Origin of the sequence: Paenibacillus sp. 23TSA30-6 (assembly GCF_014858585.1) — a bacterium.
GTDB lineage: Bacteria > Bacillota > Bacilli > Paenibacillales > Paenibacillaceae > Paenibacillus.
Map to the genome: position 1 here is coordinate 102,615 of NZ_SLTL01000007.1, position 18,308 is coordinate 120,922.

An 18,308-nucleotide genomic window follows, 5' to 3' on the forward strand; every position below is an offset into this window, starting at 1 on the left:
TCACAGCGTCACGGCTATCTTTTACTCGTAGGATTTTCTCCCTTCCCATAGCCTAAACCACAAAACGCTAATGATGAATACAATAATTGTAACATAAATAAGGATATTTTTTCCTGAATTCATCTCATTTTGCAAGCTATGAACTTCATCCATACTTAATGTGCGGAGCTGCAGAGTCCCTATATAATCCATAAATCTGGCACCCCACGCCCAGGGAATGTACTGCCATATATGATCTCCTATCCCAGTGAGCATAAGACCTGCAAGCAGAAAACCAGCTCCACCCAAAACACTTGAAAACCCCATGCCAAAAAGATAACTTGCAAGTAAATGAATCATGTAGAGGGTAATCATGCTCACCATCAGCAAAACGCCCCCTTCTAAAAAGACGCTATAACGAATGTTCTGAAGATGTAGTACATATTTCAATCCTATAACAAAAAATCCAAGCGCTAAAAAAACCGAAATCATTCCCATAATTAGCAGCATCACAAGCTTGCTGCTGTAGCTCGTTAGCCTTGATACTGCTCCCAATAGGACTTGGAATTTTCCCGCTTGCTCCTCTTGAGAAACAGCCATTCCACAAATAACTCCAATAAGCAGTGGAAAAGCCATCCCTATAGCTTCCATGTAGAACGTATATAGATGGAGGGGGTCACGCTCTCTGCTATAACTGAAATATGCGATAAAGATAAGCGCACATAAAACGGGGAGTACAAGATGGACCCACACCAAAAAGGTGTATTTTATTTTTTTGAAATCTGCCCTCAAATTTCTATAAAATATGAGCAATTAATGTTCCCCCCATTTTTCAAACCGTTTTCCCGTGATAAGGGCCAAAACCATAAATAATACTACAGACATCACTATGCCTACAGGAAGCACACTTGCGTTCCTTAACGGGCTATTCGCCTCCAGAAGCAAACCATTAGGGTGTATGCCCACGACTGGACACATCATACGTATAGACCAGCTCCAAGGACTGATCCACCAATATGATTGTGTCGCCATGGTTATTCCTATTCCCAGACTACTCAAGCAATTGAGAATAACAGTACCTGCGAATCCAAATCTTTTAGCTAGAAATAAACAAAATGGAATCTCCCATAACGTTGCCACCCATAACAGCAAAATGGCTCCTATACTCGAAGCGAGCTGTGTTTGAAACGTCGGAATGAGCAGCCCTATGATAAGTATCATGCATAAAAAAAATAACAGCGAGAACAACGAGTATATACTGATAATACCTATTTTAGTAAACCATGCCTTTGCTGGTTGAAGAGGTAATAACCATATCGTAGAATAATGAGATGCCTTCTTTTCCTTCTGATCAGACAAAGTACATAGTATGGAAATCAATAGCGGCAGGAATAAGATTGACCACCAATTTGTCGTATTACTTGTAAAGTACATTGGACTAATTAAAAATGAATAACAAATATTCACGAAGGGGAGAATCCATATAATCTTTCTGGAAAATGTTCTTTTAAACTTTAAATGTTCTGCCTGGAGATTCCTTATCATCTACGTGTACTCTCCTTTTCTCTACTATTTTTGATGATATCCATGAACAACTTTTCAAGATTGTCACCCTGTTGTATTTCCCCCTGATAGCTGAGAGCTCCAGAACTTATGATTCCAATATGATCTGCAATTTGTTCTACTTCGGGCAAGATATGACTAGACAGAATAACACTTATCCCTTTTGCCGGAAAAGAAGAAATTAGCTCTCTCAACTCCTGAATTCCTATAGGGTCCAGACCATTCGTGGGTTCGTCTAAAATTAAAAGTTTAGGGTGGTTCAGTAGAGCTATGGCGATCCCCAATCTTTGTTTCATACCCATTGAAAATTGACCCGCTCGTTTTTTCCCAGTATTCAGTAAATCCACCGTCTCCAATACTTCTTGAATACGTGAATAAGGTAATCCTAATATCGTTGTCCGCACCTGGAGATTCTCTACAGCCGTCAAATTTTCATAAAGTGGCGGTGATTCTATAAGCGCGCCAATTTCGTTCAGATCTTTTCTACTCCACTTATGTCCATTAAAATGAATTTCACCTGAGCTTGGACGCAATATACCCGTAATCATTTTGAGGGTTGTAGACTTTCCTGCACCATTAGGTCCTAGTAGTCCATAAATTGTGTTTTCCTTTACTTGTAAAGAAATATCTGCAACTGCCTGCTCTTTTCCAAACATTTTACTTACATGTTTAAGCTCCAAAACATTCGTAGTCATATACCTGTACCTCACTATTCATGGATTAAAAATTTCATTTTCTCGAAAAAAAACATAAAAAAAGAGTGGTTACAAAGGCTTCAGCCTCTATTCACTCGTTCTTAGATACTCCAGGAAACATACAGATTTCCTTTCAATTCATATGGTCCCGTGTCAACTGACCTTCTAAGTTAATATATATGTAAGCAACATTCCGCAGATAACAAGAAACCCGAATTATTTAATTCTAGGTCATCATTCTAGATAAAATAATAATTTAATCGGGCATGGCTACTGATGAAAAGAATAAATTCTTTGGCTTGAAGCTGCCATAAGCTCTCATGCCCGATTAATTGTCCATTATTATTTGCTAATATGGCAATTGCAAGTTATTGTTTGCAATGCGCATGTTTGCAGGATGCCTGTTACACAGCCAGGAGTACACAAAGATTTACTAGTAACTTGTGGTTCAAATCCTGATCCCTGCTTAGATACGCTTACCACATCCAAATCAAAATCATCGAATTTTGCCATTGAATTCACCCCCCCTTCTTAGTATATTTACAGTCTATCAAACAAATATCAATTTTTTATCAAAATACCCAATAAAATCTTTAATCTATCAGTTCAAGCACTTTAAGAAACTCGTATTGCAACCAATAGTACATAAGGATATGCTGGTAATTTGAGGTTCAAAGTGCGTCACCTCCTTAGAAACAGATATTATATCCAAATCAAAATCATCGAACTTTTTCATCTTTTTCACCTCCTTTCTGGATGAACTCAATTATTCACCAAAATTACTTCTATAAGTTAATATTTATTTTGGACAAAGAACTACACCTGTTGCACATCCGGGAGTACAGAAGAGCAAGCTTTCAATTCGTGGTTCAAAATTTGAATTCTTTTTGGAGGCGGTTACGATATCCAAATCGAAATCATCAAAGTTCGCCATGTGTATCACCTCCTTTCATTCAGGACATTTGAATACATCTATCATAATAGAACAAAGTTCATAACATGAAAGCCTGTTCCCATTGAGTTTTTTGTCCACACTCTATGTTTATAAGCGGTAGTATGACCCCTGCAACGCCAGTCAGTAAACCAACATATTTAAGCTTTTTCACACCTCTGTCATCAACACCTCCTTCAAAATCATAAAAACCAAACGGATAAGATTCATCATAAAAGCTCATGATTTTATTTTTGAACAACATAATTTCCTCATTAAAAATATCCTTTCCACTTATTTTTTGAGCAGCCATGAGTATTTGGGCAATTCCAGCATAGCCGTGGCAGAATGTAGGTGACAAAACATGGTGTACATTCTGTGCAGTTTCCCTCAGGTTTTGCAATGCCAAATCAGTATACTTTGGCTCTTCCAATGCTTTTCCTGCATATAATAGGGCAATACAGACCCCAGGATTGCCATAACACCATGCGTCTCTTCTAAAATCAACATGACTCGAAGCACAGCCAGCTTTGAATTCCTCAAAAGAGATTACCCCTTTCCAAAAGAGATGTTCTCCATCCATGCTAGCAAACTGAATCAGAAACTCTACCATCTTCTTGATAGCTCGTTCTTGACCTGGAACGTTGATACCCTGAAGCATCGCTTTGGATAAAGCAACGATAGGGCCCGCAATACCATGCGATAATCCCAAATTAAAGTTTCCTTCAGGATATAATTGCTCCTCCATCTGCGTAAACTGGTTTTGTGATGGAATATGCCACCCTGGAATTTTAAGCCCTTGATATTCTTTATCATCAGCCAATCTCACTAAATACTGCAAAATATCTACCAATAATGACCTCATCTTCTTATCTTCAGAAAAAATTAATAAGTAGTTTGCTATTCCGCTCAAGCCTTCTATAACGTCATAATCACTTATATGAATGTCTATATTGGAGTAAGCAGCTAGCATGTTAGGCACTGAATCTGACAAATAATCATGAATACGATTGATAAATTTACTATACAATTTAAAGTTTTGTGACAGGCACACGGCTGCCAATCCGATCCCCGCAGCCCCAGAAAACATGGAAGAAGAGTGTAAACCAGCTTCCGCAATTTCCTTTACTAAATAACCAAGAAACTGGTGTCCTAACTCATCCCATCCTTCATCGGGGAAATGCTCATGCAACTCCGCATACACCATGCAGAGTCCCGGTAATCCGTGACTTAATGTGATAGCGTTCCACGGATTGAAGGTTAGTTCTCCCATAGTTAAGCAATTCTGTTCCTCGTTAACCATATGCAGCAGCTTGTCATAATCCTTTATATTCAAAGCAATTTTTTTTACTATATTCAGTGTTTCCAGATGAGTCCCTGTTAAAGAGCTTCCTCCCATCGCACTTCACTCCTATGCGTATTTTGGTAGTTTTCCGATTCATTCATTTGCTTATAAACGGGACAATTATTTATCAAGTCATCATGTATGCCTTCCCCAACGACCTCTCCTTGATCCATAACGATAATTCGGTCGGCCAATCGGGCAGCTACTAATCGGTGTGAAATAAAAATACCAATCTTATCTTTGGACAAGTTGAAAAACGTATCAAACGTCTCCTTCTCCGCTATAGGATCAAGTGCAGCATTAGGTTCATCCAGTATATAAAGGGAAGCATTCCGGAAATAGGCTCTGGCAAGAGCTATTTTCTGCCATTGTCCACCTGAAAGTTGTCTACCCTCATCAAACCATAGCCCTAATTGTGCATCTAAGTCATAGGATTCCTCACCCTTTATAAAATTCGCATGCACGATATCCAGAGCCGAAGCAATCTTGTCTCTACGATCCATGTTGACCACTTGACCAAATCCAACATTTTCCTGAAGCTTCATCTCATATTTCATGTAATCCTGAAATAACACTGCAATTTGATCCCTGTAGCTTTCTTGATCCAGTTGATGTATTGGCTTGCCGTTGACCAGAATTTCCCCCTCCTGCACAGGATATAGAGCCGTAAGCAATTTGATCAACGTACTTTTACCTGAACCGTTAGGTCCAACAATCGCTACACGTTCACCTGAAAGAAGCGACAGATTAACTGACTTCAGAGCTTCTACAGCATGATGAGGGTAACTAAAAGTAACGTCTTTCAATTCAATGCTTCTAATTTGTTGAATATCCTCATCGCCAACGTCCAACATGTCAGAGGAGTCATTTTCATATTCAAGAAACTCAAACAATTGATTCATATACAAGCTACTATTATAAATGGAATAAATATTACCCATCATAGTCTGAGAATTACTTTGAACTAAAGAAACAGATCTAATATAACTAATCACATGACCTACCATGATCTGTCCGACATAGGCCGACATAATAGCTACGAAAACTACAACAACTCCAACCAACTGAACAATGATTTCAAACAAAAAATTAAACATCGTTTTTTTCTTGAGGATATACGTATCTTGATCAATGAATTTTTTTCTTATGTTCCAATAGCTTTCAAGTAAATAATCTTTTAGATTATAAAGTTTAATCTCTTTGAACGAAAAATCATGAGTAAGGATATAACTGAGATACCATGCCTTTCGTTCTGCTCCCGCTCTCTTCCACTGTATAAAAAACTCTTGTTGTCCAATTCTCAAGTAGTACATTAATGAAATTACAGGAATGATGAGTAATAGAACAGATACTCCCGGATTCCAGGCCATTAAAAACGCAACCGAAGAAATAAGTGTGATAAATGATGTGATTAAAGTAATGACAGCCTGGAATATTTGATAAGGTCTAAAAGCAATCTCTCCAGAAATTCTTTCTAATTTGTTGTATATATCCGAATTTTCGAAATCAGCGAGTGAAAGTTCACTACTCTTTTCCATAACCATATAATTCAGTTTGTAATTCATGAGAAACTGAAATCTTCCTTCATAGTAACTAGATAGCTGCGATACTATTTCTGTCAATAAAGATACTCCCATAAAAGTTGCAAACATAATGATCACGCTTCTTAATTCTGTTTGTACTTTAACCAGAGAATTAATTAGCTCTTGTGAAATATATAAGGACACAATCGGACTAAAGCCTGTTATTAAACGAATCAGTATTATTTTTGTAAACAACTTTTTTTCGAGCTTAAATACGAGTTGAACCGTCCTAGGCATTTGTTTTAAAGTTTGGCAAATTTCTTTGAAGCTGACCCGTGCCTTTACTTCCATATAAATCTGCCTTCACTTTTCTGATATCTTTGTGCATACAAGGTGTGTCTGGTTAAGCACATTATTTTATCTTCCAGATCCCTGTTAGTTCCAAATAATCTATTACAATGCAAATGAATGATACTTGCCAAAATATGATCCAGAGGGCTAGTTAAGCTATCCATTTGTTTCTTTGCTAACTGTGAATAATGATCTACAACCTTGTCTCTCAGTTCCAAAATATTCAGAAATGTATTCCCTTCTTCCGTTTTCCTAACCTCTGCCCAGTCCTGATCATTATTACAGCTCGACATAAATGTATCTTTGGCATCTTTAAATTCTGTGCGATACTTATAGGGGTTACTATGTCCTTCTAAGAAATTCAATTGCGCCTCAAAGTCCAACCCAAATTGGTCCAGATATTTTATAATCGAAATCATACCAATAAGCTCTTTATCTAAAGTTAGATGCTTCATTCTTGTCATTCTTAATATACATTCAACAACTTTACTATCGGTAAAGAAGATCTGCTCTGCCGCATCCATCAGTACAGGACCTCCATATCGCTCAAGCTCTCTGTCATAAGAACCAATCACACCGTCCGTAACGATGTCTCTTTGTCTGAGATTCTTTAGCCATTTCAAAATATGCGGGTAAATCTCAAATAACGTTTCAGTATTTCCATGGAATCTCAACCTTATATGTGGTTTAGGATCGAGATACCTGATGAAGAAATGCTGCACGGAGTAACTCTCTGATAGAGACTCGCAAAAATCTGCAATTTCAAAAGCTATAAGTTCTTCTTCTCTTCGTTGTTTGGCATATAGTTTGATGAATAACCAATCATCGAATGGCATCTTCACTCTAATATCTTCTCCAATGTGCATACTTGAGTTCGATCGGATCTCTTTTTTTTCTTCTTTAATCCTCTTCATGAGCGGGACCACAATCTCTGCAACATATGAATGTTGATATTGATCAATAACCACATCTTCCCCTTGTTCAATGGCCACCAGATTCAACAAAGACGCTTTTTCTTTCTTTATTTCTGAATATAAGATTTTTAACAATTCGTTGTTATGCGCATGTATAAGCAAACGATTATCTGCATTAGCAATATAAAATTTTTCCGGTAAACCATAGTGATTATAATATTGCAAAAAGCTGCTCTTAAATTCTTCAAAACCCATGCTAGAGGTTACATGTAGATCATCTTGACAAATATTCCACTGCGCACTAGATAAGATTATATTTTCATATCTTATTTCCGGGATATACTTATACTCTTTGTAAATATCCGTCCAAGGGAATAAACTCCAATCTCTTTTACCATCTAAGGCAATCTCCTGTAAAAATCGAATAGCATTGCTTGCAATCAAAGGATTTAACATGTTGTTAGACTCAAACAACAAGATGTCTTTCGTTATTTTATGTCTTGCATAAAAGCGATTTTCATATATTCCAATTAGAATATCCTCTAATTTCACCATATCCTGTTCAGATTTCACACCATTCGTAAATAGGGACATTTCTTTTTCCCTATTACTTAGATTTCGCGTTACATTTCCTGATCTTATTTGATTGGGAACAAAACTCAATTCACACAATTTACAGTTCCCATTCCTTATAACTTTTTCTTTATCATTTAAATCCTTTATGATTTCCGTAATTTCTTTTGACAAATGAGAAAATCTTCCGAAAGTCTTGCCGGCGACAGTTGACCCCACATTAGGTCCCATATACAACACCATCTTTTGATTGCAACTCTTTATAAAGAAATTCAGCTCTAGTGAGACTGGAATTTCACAATGATCGATTTCAGGATCGTAGTATTGTCTTAGTTCATTTTCATGCAGTTCTATAGCCCCGTGACTTCTCACGGCTGCATAATACTTTTCCAAAAAAAAGTTTTTTAGCTTTGGTGTATAATTCCCATCTATTTTAATGGTTTCATGGAAATCATTTGGTGGATTCATATATGAGTAGGGGGCACCGATACCAGAACTACTATCCAGCATTTCCATAATGGAAACCTCACGATCCGTGCCGTATTTCTCCAAGAACTGATGCTTATAATGTTCCAAATGACTGGATTGTTTATGAAAAGGTCGTGCAATCATTGTCAGCATACTAGCCAAATTACAAACATCTGTTGCCGTTTTATGGTCTAGTCTAAAATTTGCTTCTGATAATCCCGCATCAAGCTGTAAAGGCGATGATGACTTCATCAATCGATTCATGTTTTCGTATAAGTTTATGTATTCCCGTTCACCTTGTCCTACAAGTAGTTGATTATAGTATTCTAATTGTATTTGGATCTCTTTGAGATGCGTAATCATCTCTGGAGCTACTCCTCTTCTTTCAGCTTGTTCAATAAAGTATTGATATTGGTCAGGCACAGTAAGAGGGGGTCTTAAGTTGGAAATAAGAAACTCTTTGTCTATCAATTCCATCACATAATCTTTTATTCTTTTCTCATCCGTATTAGGGTACTTATCACTTAACATTCGTGTGATATCTTGAAATAAGATAAACTTCTTGCAATTATCGTATAGCATAGAAAAGACAGGAGTAGCCCGAATATTAATCTCATCCGATTTTCCATCGGTACTGTATAGTAAAAATGCACGATCTCCCTTTACATAACAAGCGCTATTTAATTTGAACTCAAGTTGATCAGCAGACTCTATCTCTACTTTTTTAATCATATTAAAGAGCCATTCAAGGTCAACTCTAGCCTTCTTATAAAACGCATGTTGATCGAATTGCAACTGATTTTCTGAAGCGAACGAACCTACTCCAACTGAAGAAAAGAGTCCAAATGGCGTTGTTCTGCTAGCTCTTCTTATAGCATATTTAAGCATAGATTCAATAAAATTTCTTTTTTTCTTACCTATCAGCTTCTCTGGCTTATTCAAGAACAACTCCATTGTGTCATATAATGTTTTGCTAGACACGAGTACTTGATTCTTAAAAATAGGATCTTTACATAATTGTGTTAGAAGATAATCCTGATCCTCATTATCTAAAAAATCCAGCCTATTATCTTTCAATGGTATACGAACCATAAACTTATCCATATGACTATATAGCGCTCTCATAAAAATTCACCTACTTATTAGGATTTATGATACTGCTTAATATAGACTACAATTATCAAGACTTTATCAAGATATGGATAGGTTAACCATTTTAAATATGTCACATGATATGGAAGAATTAATGCGAATTGCTTAAGAGAAGAAACCCTCCCATATCCTTATTTGGAGGGTTTCTTTTTCAATTGGTGACAGACAAACAATCACTTGATCGCAATGTAAATTAGTACAGGCTCATCAGGATTGCCATACACTTCAAAATCACCTGTGTACGTCCGCTCTGCTTGTCCCGAGGCGGCCCAGCTCCAAATCGCTTGCCATACCCGGAAGACCGAGGAAGGTTCGGGTGTAGCTTGAAAGACAGCGTAACGCGCAGCCGGAATAACGAGTTGTTCAAGACCGTCAGGAGCTTCACCATCCGCAGCCGCTTCTTTTCCGATAAAAAAGGTATAGTCGCCAAAAACCCCATTTTCATAATTGGAATAGCAACCATAGACAGAACGGTGTTCTTCATGCCCGCTTATCCGTCCAGGCACATCTTCACTCCAGAAGCGTTCCCACATGCCTGGAATGATTGCCTGGGATGTTTGCTCATTCCGGTTGCTTGTACGTGCTGCCAGTCCGATCAGGCGAATCTCCCCCCGACTTTCCTCCCGAATCGGTTTAAAATCTTCTTCACGTTCCGTACTCTCCTGTGAACGCCAGCGTTTTAAATTTGGCAGATAACTACGCATCATTGCAACAGCCTCTTCCTTCTGCATCCCTTGCTCTGCGAGAATAGGTGCGCACTGCTGAATCATCTCCTCCATCGTCAAATCAGGCTGAACAAACGCACCTTCCTTATAACAATACTTACAATATTCATCTGTTTTGACCTGTTGTGCGTCCGTTCCGTATTGTTCCTCATGCTCCAGCGGCATCCCGCAACTTTGACAAGCTTTATCCATTTTGTAAATCCCCTTTCGTGATTGATATGACATCAGTATAACGAAACAAACCTGACAACTATCCGTCAGGTTTGTTTTTTATATTCTATGTTTTTCGGGATTTTCTATCAGGGGCTCTCCATAATTGGATGCAATACGTAACGCCATATCCCGAATCTTTTCCCGTAAATGAGCAGGTTCCTTGACGATCACATCCGGCCCCAGACTTAAAATAAATCCGTACATCCACGCATCCTCGGGAAAAGGAACCGAAACTGTATACATCCCTTCTTCCTGCTCAGTCAATGCTTCCACGCCAAACCAGTCTTCCGCCAAATGCCGGGATCTGTGGTTAAATTGCAGCGTAAAAGGCTGTACCGTCTTAACCTCCGCAAGCCGTTCCTCATTCCATGGCAGCTTTTCATAGGAAAGATCCCGGCGAGTAAAAGCCAACTCCGTCACGACAGGATCACTCATGCGGGATAGTTTGAACAGACGAAATTGCTCCTTGTCGAGACAATAAGCATATACAAACCATTGCTGTCCTTTCAAAACGAGTGTGTGCGGTTCAACCTTCCGTGCGGTCACGGCTCCCTGCGCATTCCTGTAAGTAAAAGCAATCGTACGCGATTGGCTCAGCGCCTCTTTCACCTTCACCAGCTTGCTCTCCTGCGCAGACTGATTTCCCCAACCCGAATGATCGACGATAAACTGTGTGGTATTAACACTGAATTTCGCTTTTCCCGAATCCGGTATAATGCTTTCAAATTTATCGAGCAGCCGGGTCACATTCGGTCCACCTAACGACGAGGACAAGCTCTGCAAGCCCATCACAATGTCCTTCACATCGCCATCCGTCAGCACACTGCGATCCAGGCGGTAGCCATCCATCAGGCCGATTCCCCCATTTGCCCCCTGATAAGTTACCACCGGAATACCAGCCAGGCTAATCGCCTCGATATCTCTGTAGATCGTCCGTATCGAAACCTCATACAAATCTGCCAGTTCCTTCGCCTGAATTCTATTTTTTTTCAACAGCAAAATGACGATAGAAAGCAACCGTTCAATTTTCATCTCTCCAAAACCTTTCACCATTAATCGCACTAGCTTCCAGCCTAAAATTCCAATACGCTTCAGCATCTGCTGGTTCTATGTTCCTGATTAAAATCATTACTTCCAATGCGCCTCCAAATGTTTTCCTCCATCTTACTCTATCTCTTATCTAAAATGAACCCGTTGCCAATAGCAAAAACCTCAGGCATTCCATCCCGTTGGATAGAACTCCTGAGGTTAAATCATTTATTTCACTTATGGCTCATAACGCTTAATAACGATGACCGCATTGTGACCGCCAAATCCAAAGGAATTGGATAGCCCGATATTTAATGAGGCCTTGCGTGCTTCGTGAGGCACATAGTCCAGATCACAAGCCGGGTCCGGGTTGTCCAGATGAACCGTTGGCGGAATGATGCCTTCCCTTAGACTCTGTACAAGTGCAATGGCTTCGACACCGCCTGCGGCTCCCAGCATATGACCGAGCATGGATTTATTCGCGGTAACCGGAATTTGGTAGGCATGGTCACCGAACAGTTTGTGTATCGCGAGGGTCTCGGCCAGATCGCCAACGGGCGTACTCGTTGCATGCGCACTGATCACATCCACCTCTTCAGGCGTGATACGGGCGGATTGAAGGGCTGCTTTCATCGCCAGATAAGCTCCAGTCCCTTCCGGGTGCGGTGCAACCATATGGTAGGCATCCGAGCTTGCGCCATAGCCAATGACCTCCCCAACTATTTCTGCGCCACGCTGAACAGCATGCTCCAGCGATTCCAGTACCAGAATGCCCGCCCCTTCGCTCATAACAAAGCCGTCGCGGTCCTTATCAAACGGTCGGCTCGCAATCGAAGGCTCCTCGTTACGAGTCGACAAGGCCGTTGCATTGGAGAAGCTCGCAAGCGCCAGTCTGGTAACCGCTGCCTCCGCTCCACCTGCAAAAATCACATCCGCATCTCCTGTGCGAATCGTACGAAACGCTTCTCCAATCGCCGTATTTCCAATGGAACAGGCCGTAACCGGCGAAAGCGTGGGACCCATTGCTCCGAACGCAATACTGATTTGCGCCGCAGCCATATTTGAAATCATCATAGGCACCAGTGTCGGACTGACTCTGCCTGGCCCACGATTCTCCAATACATTCACATTGTCCACCAACGTATCCAGACCGCCGACCCCAGATCCTACATAGACACCAACACGCTCCAGATTCGTGTTATCCAGCTCCAGACCGGAATCCTTCAGCGCTTGCTCTGCCGCAAACAACGCAAACTGCGTGAAGCGATCCATTCGTCTGGCGTCTTTACGTCCCCATTGCTTTTCTGCATCAAAATCCTGTACCAGCCCGGCGATCTGTGCTTTCAAATCAGACACGTCGAACGTGTCTATTTTTCGTATACCTGAATGACCCTCCAGCAGATTCTTCCACAGCGTGTCCACGTCATTGCCCAGTGGTGAAACCACACCCATACCTGTAATTACAACTCTTTGCATACGCTCTTCATTCCTCCTGCTCGATTGCTTACTTATAATCCTCATTTTACCCTTAGCTTATCCTATTACAAGTGTTTGTTTATCCTGGTATAATGAACACTACTATAGTTAGAGCCTTAACTGCTCATTACTTATCCACCATCGAATGGAGAGAACTCGCTATGAAACCGGAAGCACGTCTGGAAGCACTATCTGTTTTTCTTAAAACCAAAAGAGCCCGTTTACACCCGCATATGGTCGGTCTGCCGAACGGATCACGCCGCAGAACACCCGGCTTGCGCAGAGAAGAAGTGGCTCAATTAGCAGGTGTCAGCACCACATGGTACACCTGGCTGGAGCAGGGACGCGATATCAAGGTGTCCGCCTCTGTACTGGATGCCATTGCCGCCGCCTTGCAGCTAAACGCGGACGAACGAAAGTATTTGTATGATTTGGCGCTTGAAACCGGATTTCAAACACCTCCTGCTCCTGCAGAGCAGACGGTTATTTCTCCATCCCTGCAAAAAATAGTACAGGAGCTGCGCTATTGCCCTGCTATTATTTCAGATCGGCGCTGCCATATTGTCGGCTGGAATGCAGCCGCGGCTCATGTGTTTATGGATTTTGCAGAGCTGCCCCATGAACAGCGCAACATGATTGAGCTGCTGTTTACCAAAAAAGAGTTTAAAAGTCTGGCTGTAAACTGGGAGCATTTCGTCAAAGGATTCCTTGCTATTTTCCGCGCTTATTACGGACAATATGTGACGGACCCTTGGTATGCACAGTTCATACAGAACATGAGCCGGGCTTATCCGGAGTTTAATGAGCTTTGGAATCAGAGTGAGGTCAGCTCTGCGCCGGAGGTGCTGATTGAATTTCGTCATGCAAAGGCAGGCAAAATGTTGTTTGACCTGACCTCCCTTCAGGTGCAGGGCAGCGTCGATCTGCGTTGCAGCATCTACACCCCGAACGCACAAACCTCTACAGAAAGCAAACTCCAAAAGCTAATGGAAGGCAGCTAAAGGATTTCACCCCTCCTGTTATGAAGATATCTTTTTCCGTCCATACTACATCTACGATCTGTGCAACATAGATGCCAACGATGTGACAGAACCAAGAGCTTCATCTGCGCCATTACTAGGAGGGAGGGAATTCATCATGAAAGCCAAATCGACAAGTTCCCCACAATCACAAAATCAGGCACCACTGCCTGTTCCGGTGCAATTCGACCGTAGCTGGCAGGATGAGCTGGACCAACGCCTCCGCAAAGGAGGACCTTGGGGAGATTGGGGTCTATATCAGTTGGCGATTGAGGCGGAAAAGGCCAAGCTGGTCCCCAGCTTTGATGAGCTTCAATGTCTGAAGCATTTGCAAGACCTCACTCCGCTGCCCCATCAGCTGGATACGGCCCGTAAAGTATTGTTTGAAATGTCCGGTCGCGCCATCCTCGCTGATGAAGTCGGCTTGGGTAAGACGATCGAAGCTGGAATGATTCTAAAAGAATATCTGGTTCGCGGGCTTGCCGCTAAAGTGCTTATTCTTGTCCCCGCTTCTCTGGTACTTCAATGGGTTCGTGAGCTGAACAGCAAATTTGGCATTCCGGCTGTCGCTCAGAAAAAAGCATATTCCTGGTCGTCCGAGGTCGTCGTGGCCTCTATGGATACAGCCAAGCGGGAGCCACACAGCAACATCCTGCTGGACACTGATTATGATCTGCTCATTATCGACGAAGCCCACAAGCTGAAAAATAAAAAAACATCCAACTACCAGTTTATTATGAAGCTGCGAAAAAAATATTGTTTGCTCCTGACCGCTACCCCTGTCCAAAATGATCTGTCCGAACTGTTCAATCTCATTACATTGCTTAAGCCCGGTCAGTTAGGACGACACGGAGATTTTTCAGCTAACTTCGTTGTGGATAAACGTCTACCTAAAAATGAGGATCAGCTCAAGGATGAGCTGTCCAAAGTCATGATCCGCAACCGTCGCGGCGAAGGGCCGGTCCAATTCACCAAACGAAATGTTTCCAACATTCACTTGGAGCTTTCGCCGGAAGAACAAGCGCTATACGATGGAGTCACTTCCTTTGTCAAGGATCAATATCAGGCGAATGGCGGAAATTTGAGCAGTATGCTGTCCCTCGTTACCCTTCAGCGGGAAGTGTGCAGTAGCCGGGATGCGGTATTCGTAACGCTTGTCAATTTGTCTAAAAAGATGGCGCCCGACTCTCCCTTGCGTGATCGCGTCTGGGAATTGGTCGCGCACATCAAAGCGATTAAAGCCAATTCCAAGGCGGAAAAAGCGCTTGAACTCATTCGTCAAATGAACGAAAAAGTAATTATTTTTACCGAATACCGGGCTACACAGGAATATTTGCTGAACTATTTTCGCGACCGGGGGCTATCCGCTGTTCCTTACCGAGGCGGCATGAACCGGGGACGCAAGGACTGGATGATGGATCTGTTCCGCGGACGCATTCAGGTGATGATTGCCACGGAGGCGGGCGGCGAGGGCATTAACCTGCAATTTTGCCACCATATGATTAACTTTGACCTACCGTGGAACCCCATGCGTGTGGAACAACGGATTGGACGTGTGCATCGACTGGGACAGACACATGATGTGAATATTTTCAACCTGTCCACCACCGGAACGATTGAAGAGCATATCCTCCACCTGCTGCATGAAAAAATCAATATGTTCGAAATGGTTATAGGCGGGCTGGACGTCATTCTGGAACGGTTTGAAAAGAAGGAATCCATTGAAAAGAGCCTGTATAGAATCATGCTTGAATCCAGCAGTGATGATGAAATACGCCGAAAAATGCAAAAGCTCGGTCATTCGCTGGATTCGATCAAACAGGAAATGAAACAGATTCGCACAGAAAGTCCACCTACTTCGGATACGCCAACCGATATGTCCTCCGAAGCCAATCAGATCAACGGGCGTTTGACGGGGACAAGCCAAGCCACCGCTGCTTTGCTAGGCTTTTCAGGCAGCGCCCCTCCAGCCAAAGCCCGACGCAGCGCGAAAGGAGGCAACTGATATGACCATGAATTCACAGCAGGTACAGCGCTTTGTCCTCACGTATCTGGAAGCGACCGGATGCAGCGTGATCGAGAGGTCGCCCAACCATGTGACCGTCAAGCTTTCTCCCGAAGCGGATAAAGCTCTAACGAACCGCCCCTACTATTGGGGCTATGTGGAGCGTACGGGTGTTCCGGCGCAAACGATGTCGTTCACCTTTATTTTCGATGGGGAAGCCTACCGGACGGCACAGGAGAGTTCGATGGAAAATACGTCCCTCCCCCCGTCACAAGCACAACCGGGGCAAGGTCCACAACCAGCCCCAGCGTCCGGCAGCCCGGCGCAGGATCAGGTCATGGGCCGTTACTTCGGTCATGTTCCGGCGTTACCGCAGCTAGGGCCCGGACGTATTTTGCAGGAAGAGCTGCGTTATGGGAGTCGTCGGCTGCATCAAATTTTTGAAGCTGCACGGGATGGAGGGAAATATGTCAATTTGTTCGAGCAGCCCAATGCTCGTCAATTATCCGCCCGTTCTCCCGCAGTGTATGAAGCCTGGCTAGGCGTCTGCTACAAGATCGAATTTGCCTGTGATTTGAAGCGGGAAGAGCTGCATTGGCTCGGGATTTCGCTCAAAAGCGGCACGATTGTACCCGACTTTGGCGGCATGCTCGAATCCCGGCAGCTCAGCCCCCTGCTGGCAGGCAATATGCATGTGCAGCCTGCAAAGTTATCTGTTCCGGAGGCCTCCACCTCGCTGGAAAACTATCTCAATGTTCAGCTAAGCCAACAGGATTACAAGTGGGCTGAGCAGGCCAGAGAACGGCTGCGCGAGGAATTGGAGGTTATTGATCACTATTACGATGATTTGGTCAAGGAGCAAAAAGAAGAAGAGGAACAAAAAGAAGCCGTACAAGAGCAGCATCAAGCCCGCCGCAAAGAAATGGTATGGCAATATGAACCGAAGGTGCTTGTATCCGCCATTAACTGCGGGATATTTCATCTGCGGTAACCGATATCTCACGCTCCTTCGCAGGCTAGTTGCAGAGGTATCGTCAGCTTTTAACATCGTGCTTCAGACTATATCGGGTTTATTGCTGTACCGACAAGCTTTGCCAAGCCTGTTGCTACTTATCGACAGCAAAAAACGAACCCGGTCAGGACAGATGTGCCGACAAGGTGTAGCAGTCTTTTTATCGGACAAGCTATATGCTGGATAAAAAAGCTTCCATCGGTGCATTATGCCGTCAGAAAGGTGGATTTCATTGAAAAAAAATTCCGGACACTATAGCGTTGGTATGATTGCGGCTGTTCTGATCGGTCTGTCCGCAGTCTGTCCGTTTGCTTCCATTCAAGCGGCCCCCTTAGCAACCCAAGATCACATCGCAAACCCGTCACCCCCTTACGAAGCAAGTTCATTGGTTTCCCCAGCGGAACCCACGAACCAAAACCAAGCTGAGAAGCAGGAGCAAACCGAGGCGGCTCCTGTAAGCCCCTACCTTTCTCCGGATAACTCTTCCGCAAGTCCTCCTGCTCAGGAGCAAGGGGTACCAACGGACGTAAAGCGGGTTTCCTCCGATACGGTACAGTCGCTATCAGCACAGCCTCCATTTGCCCAGTGGAAAGATGCCGAGCTTAGCTACCATCCCCTCGGACCCGGAACCCATAGCTGGCTCGTGCAAGTGAATCGTGGAGGTGAATACATTGGCTACCTGATTATCGGGGCAGATCATAACGGCGCTTATCAGCTTAATGAATACGGAAACGGGCCGGGTGGGCCGTACAGTATGAATTTACTCCGCCAATCCCTTAAATCACTCACAGAAACTGAACTTTCATCCATCGACAAGCTGCAAATTACTCCCATGTATGAGGAACCGCTATTAGCCTACTGGCGAGTGCGTTCCTCCACGGGCAGCGAAGTATGCATCGACGCTTTTACGGGTGATCCATTGCCTGCGGAGGTAGCCAATGGAAGCTGGAAAAACAAGCTCCACAGCAGCACAAATTCTTCTTCTTCCGCTCTTTCTCTGAAAGCAGGGGCACAGGCGATTACCCTTTCGGCTGAGCCTTTTGACCCCTATGACGATCTTAGCTGGCTTCTACCCCAACAAAAGCTTTCCATCCATAACGTAAATCAGTTTACCAACACACTGAATGAATCATCACGTATCGTATTTTCTGCGACCAGCATAAATTTTGCCTTTGGCGGCCCTTTGGCTATTAACGGATATCAATCCTGGAACCCTTCGCCTGATCTGTCTCATCCTATTATGTATGCGGCAACTTGCCGCACCGGGCTTTCCCGCTTTGTGCCGCTGGACCGGCTGTTATCTGGCGGTGAATTTTATCGTATCCATCCTTAGTC

General features: G+C 43.0%; 16 protein-coding genes. 4 read left to right on the forward strand and 12 right to left on the reverse strand.

Features of this window, described 5'->3' with window-relative positions; all coding sequences use genetic code 11:
• Nucleotides 1–21 precede the first annotated feature (21 nt).
• The 12 genes from E0698_RS08370 to fabF form a co-directional block, all read right to left on the reverse strand.
• Complete coding sequence (locus E0698_RS08370) at nt 22–792, reverse strand: lantibiotic immunity ABC transporter MutG family permease subunit (protein WP_192511250.1); 771 nt, start codon at nt 790–792, stop codon at nt 22–24.
• On the reverse strand, nt 793–1,524 hold the full coding sequence (locus E0698_RS08375; protein ID WP_192511251.1) for a lantibiotic immunity ABC transporter MutE/EpiE family permease subunit: 732 nt from the start codon (nt 1,522–1,524) through the stop codon (nt 793–795).
• Nucleotides 1,521–2,237 carry a lantibiotic protection ABC transporter ATP-binding protein gene (locus E0698_RS08380; RefSeq protein WP_192511252.1) on the reverse strand — a complete coding sequence of 239 codons (717 nt, stop codon included), beginning with the start codon at nt 2,235–2,237 and terminating at the stop codon, nt 1,521–1,523. Before E0698_RS08380 ends, E0698_RS08375 begins: the two co-directional genes overlap by 4 nt.
• A 342-nt stretch (nt 2,238–2,579) precedes the next feature.
• Nucleotides 2,580–2,750, reverse strand: a complete 171-nt coding sequence (locus tag E0698_RS08385) for a gallidermin/nisin family lantibiotic (RefSeq protein ID WP_192511253.1) — start codon at nt 2,748–2,750, stop codon at nt 2,580–2,582.
• A gap of 88 nt (nt 2,751–2,838) precedes the next feature.
• Nucleotides 2,839–2,973, reverse strand: a complete 135-nt coding sequence (locus tag E0698_RS08390; RefSeq protein WP_192511254.1) for a gallidermin/nisin family lantibiotic — start codon at nt 2,971–2,973, stop codon at nt 2,839–2,841.
• A gap of 63 nt (nt 2,974–3,036) precedes the next feature.
• Nucleotides 3,037–3,171, reverse strand: a complete 135-nt coding sequence (locus E0698_RS08395) for a gallidermin/nisin family lantibiotic (RefSeq protein WP_192511255.1) — start codon at nt 3,169–3,171, stop codon at nt 3,037–3,039.
• A gap of 58 nt (nt 3,172–3,229) precedes the next feature.
• Complete coding sequence (locus E0698_RS08400; protein ID WP_192511256.1) at nt 3,230–4,567, reverse strand: lanthionine synthetase C family protein; 1,338 nt, start codon at nt 4,565–4,567, stop codon at nt 3,230–3,232.
• Entirely contained in the window at nt 4,549–6,387 is a 1,839-nt protein-coding gene (locus tag E0698_RS08405) for an ABC transporter ATP-binding protein (protein ID WP_192511257.1), read from the reverse strand. Before E0698_RS08405 ends, E0698_RS08400 begins: the two co-directional genes overlap by 19 nt.
• Complete coding sequence (locus E0698_RS08410; RefSeq protein WP_238353917.1) at nt 6,378–9,446, reverse strand: lantibiotic dehydratase; 3,069 nt, start codon at nt 9,444–9,446, stop codon at nt 6,378–6,380. The genes E0698_RS08405 and E0698_RS08410 overlap by 10 nt, the downstream gene beginning before the upstream one ends.
• Before the next feature lie 221 nt (nt 9,447–9,667).
• Complete coding sequence (locus E0698_RS08415; protein WP_192511259.1) at nt 9,668–10,411, reverse strand: zinc ribbon domain-containing protein; 744 nt, start codon at nt 10,409–10,411, stop codon at nt 9,668–9,670.
• 78 nt (nt 10,412–10,489) lie between these two features.
• A complete protein-coding gene (locus tag E0698_RS08420; RefSeq protein WP_192511332.1) occupies nt 10,490–11,464 on the reverse strand; it encodes a helix-turn-helix transcriptional regulator in 975 nt (324 codons plus the stop codon).
• Nucleotides 11,465–11,698: 234 nt separating this feature from the next.
• Nucleotides 11,699–12,937, reverse strand: coding sequence for a beta-ketoacyl-ACP synthase II (gene fabF / locus E0698_RS08425; RefSeq protein ID WP_192511260.1), 1,239 nt, complete (start codon nt 12,935–12,937; stop codon nt 11,699–11,701).
• A 161-nt stretch (nt 12,938–13,098) separates the two neighbouring features.
• Here fabF and E0698_RS08430 point away from each other — a divergent pair, with 161 nt between their 5' ends.
• From E0698_RS08430 to E0698_RS08445, 4 genes are all read left to right on the forward strand, one after another.
• Nucleotides 13,099–13,938 carry a helix-turn-helix transcriptional regulator gene (locus E0698_RS08430; RefSeq protein WP_149094873.1) on the forward strand — a complete coding sequence of 280 codons (840 nt, stop codon included), beginning with the start codon at nt 13,099–13,101 and terminating at the stop codon, nt 13,936–13,938.
• A 136-nt stretch (nt 13,939–14,074) separates the two neighbouring features.
• Nucleotides 14,075–15,961: a DEAD/DEAH box helicase gene (locus E0698_RS08435; RefSeq protein ID WP_192511261.1), complete on the forward strand. Its 1,887-nt coding sequence runs from the start codon at nt 14,075–14,077 to the stop codon at nt 15,959–15,961.
• Between the two features lies 1 nt (nt 15,962).
• Nucleotides 15,963–16,952 carry a YqhG family protein gene (locus tag E0698_RS08440; RefSeq protein WP_192511262.1) on the forward strand — a complete coding sequence of 330 codons (990 nt, stop codon included), beginning with the start codon at nt 15,963–15,965 and terminating at the stop codon, nt 16,950–16,952.
• 253 nt (nt 16,953–17,205) lie between these two features.
• A complete protein-coding gene (locus E0698_RS08445) occupies nt 17,206–18,306 on the forward strand; it encodes a hypothetical protein (protein WP_192511263.1) in 1,101 nt (366 codons plus the stop codon).
• The last annotated feature ends 2 nt before the right edge of the window (nt 18,307–18,308 follow it).

Bases quoted from the DNA above. Each gene is read 5' to 3' on its own strand.
- E0698_RS08440 (WP_192511262.1), top strand. From the start codon at position 15,963: ATGACCATGAATTCACAGCAGGTACAGCGCTTTGTCCTCACGTATCTG.
- E0698_RS08420 (WP_192511332.1), bottom strand. From the start codon at position 11,464: ATGAAAATTGAACGGTTGCTTTCTATCGTCATTTTGCTGTTGAAAAAA.
- E0698_RS08415 (WP_192511259.1), bottom strand. From the start codon at position 10,411: ATGGATAAAGCTTGTCAAAGTTGCGGGATGCCGCTGGAGCATGAGGAA.
- fabF (WP_192511260.1), bottom strand. From the start codon at position 12,937: ATGCAAAGAGTTGTAATTACAGGTATGGGTGTGGTTTCACCACTGGGC.
- E0698_RS08405 (WP_192511257.1), bottom strand. From the start codon at position 6,387: ATGGAAGTAAAGGCACGGGTCAGCTTCAAAGAAATTTGCCAAACTTTA.
- E0698_RS08410 (WP_238353917.1), bottom strand. From the start codon at position 9,446: ATGGATAAGTTTATGGTTCGTATACCATTGAAAGATAATAGGCTGGAT.
- E0698_RS08435 (WP_192511261.1), top strand. From the start codon at position 14,075: ATGAAAGCCAAATCGACAAGTTCCCCACAATCACAAAATCAGGCACCA.
- E0698_RS08430 (WP_149094873.1), top strand. From the start codon at position 13,099: ATGAAACCGGAAGCACGTCTGGAAGCACTATCTGTTTTTCTTAAAACC.
- E0698_RS08395 (WP_192511255.1), bottom strand. From the start codon at position 3,171: ATGGCGAACTTTGATGATTTCGATTTGGATATCGTAACCGCCTCCAAA.
- E0698_RS08400 (WP_192511256.1), bottom strand. From the start codon at position 4,567: ATGGGAGGAAGCTCTTTAACAGGGACTCATCTGGAAACACTGAATATA.
- E0698_RS08390 (WP_192511254.1), bottom strand. From the start codon at position 2,973: ATGAAAAAGTTCGATGATTTTGATTTGGATATAATATCTGTTTCTAAG.
- E0698_RS08375 (WP_192511251.1), bottom strand. From the start codon at position 1,524: ATGATAAGGAATCTCCAGGCAGAACATTTAAAGTTTAAAAGAACATTT.
- E0698_RS08385 (WP_192511253.1), bottom strand. From the start codon at position 2,750: ATGGCAAAATTCGATGATTTTGATTTGGATGTGGTAAGCGTATCTAAG.
- E0698_RS08380 (WP_192511252.1), bottom strand. From the start codon at position 2,237: ATGACTACGAATGTTTTGGAGCTTAAACATGTAAGTAAAATGTTTGGA.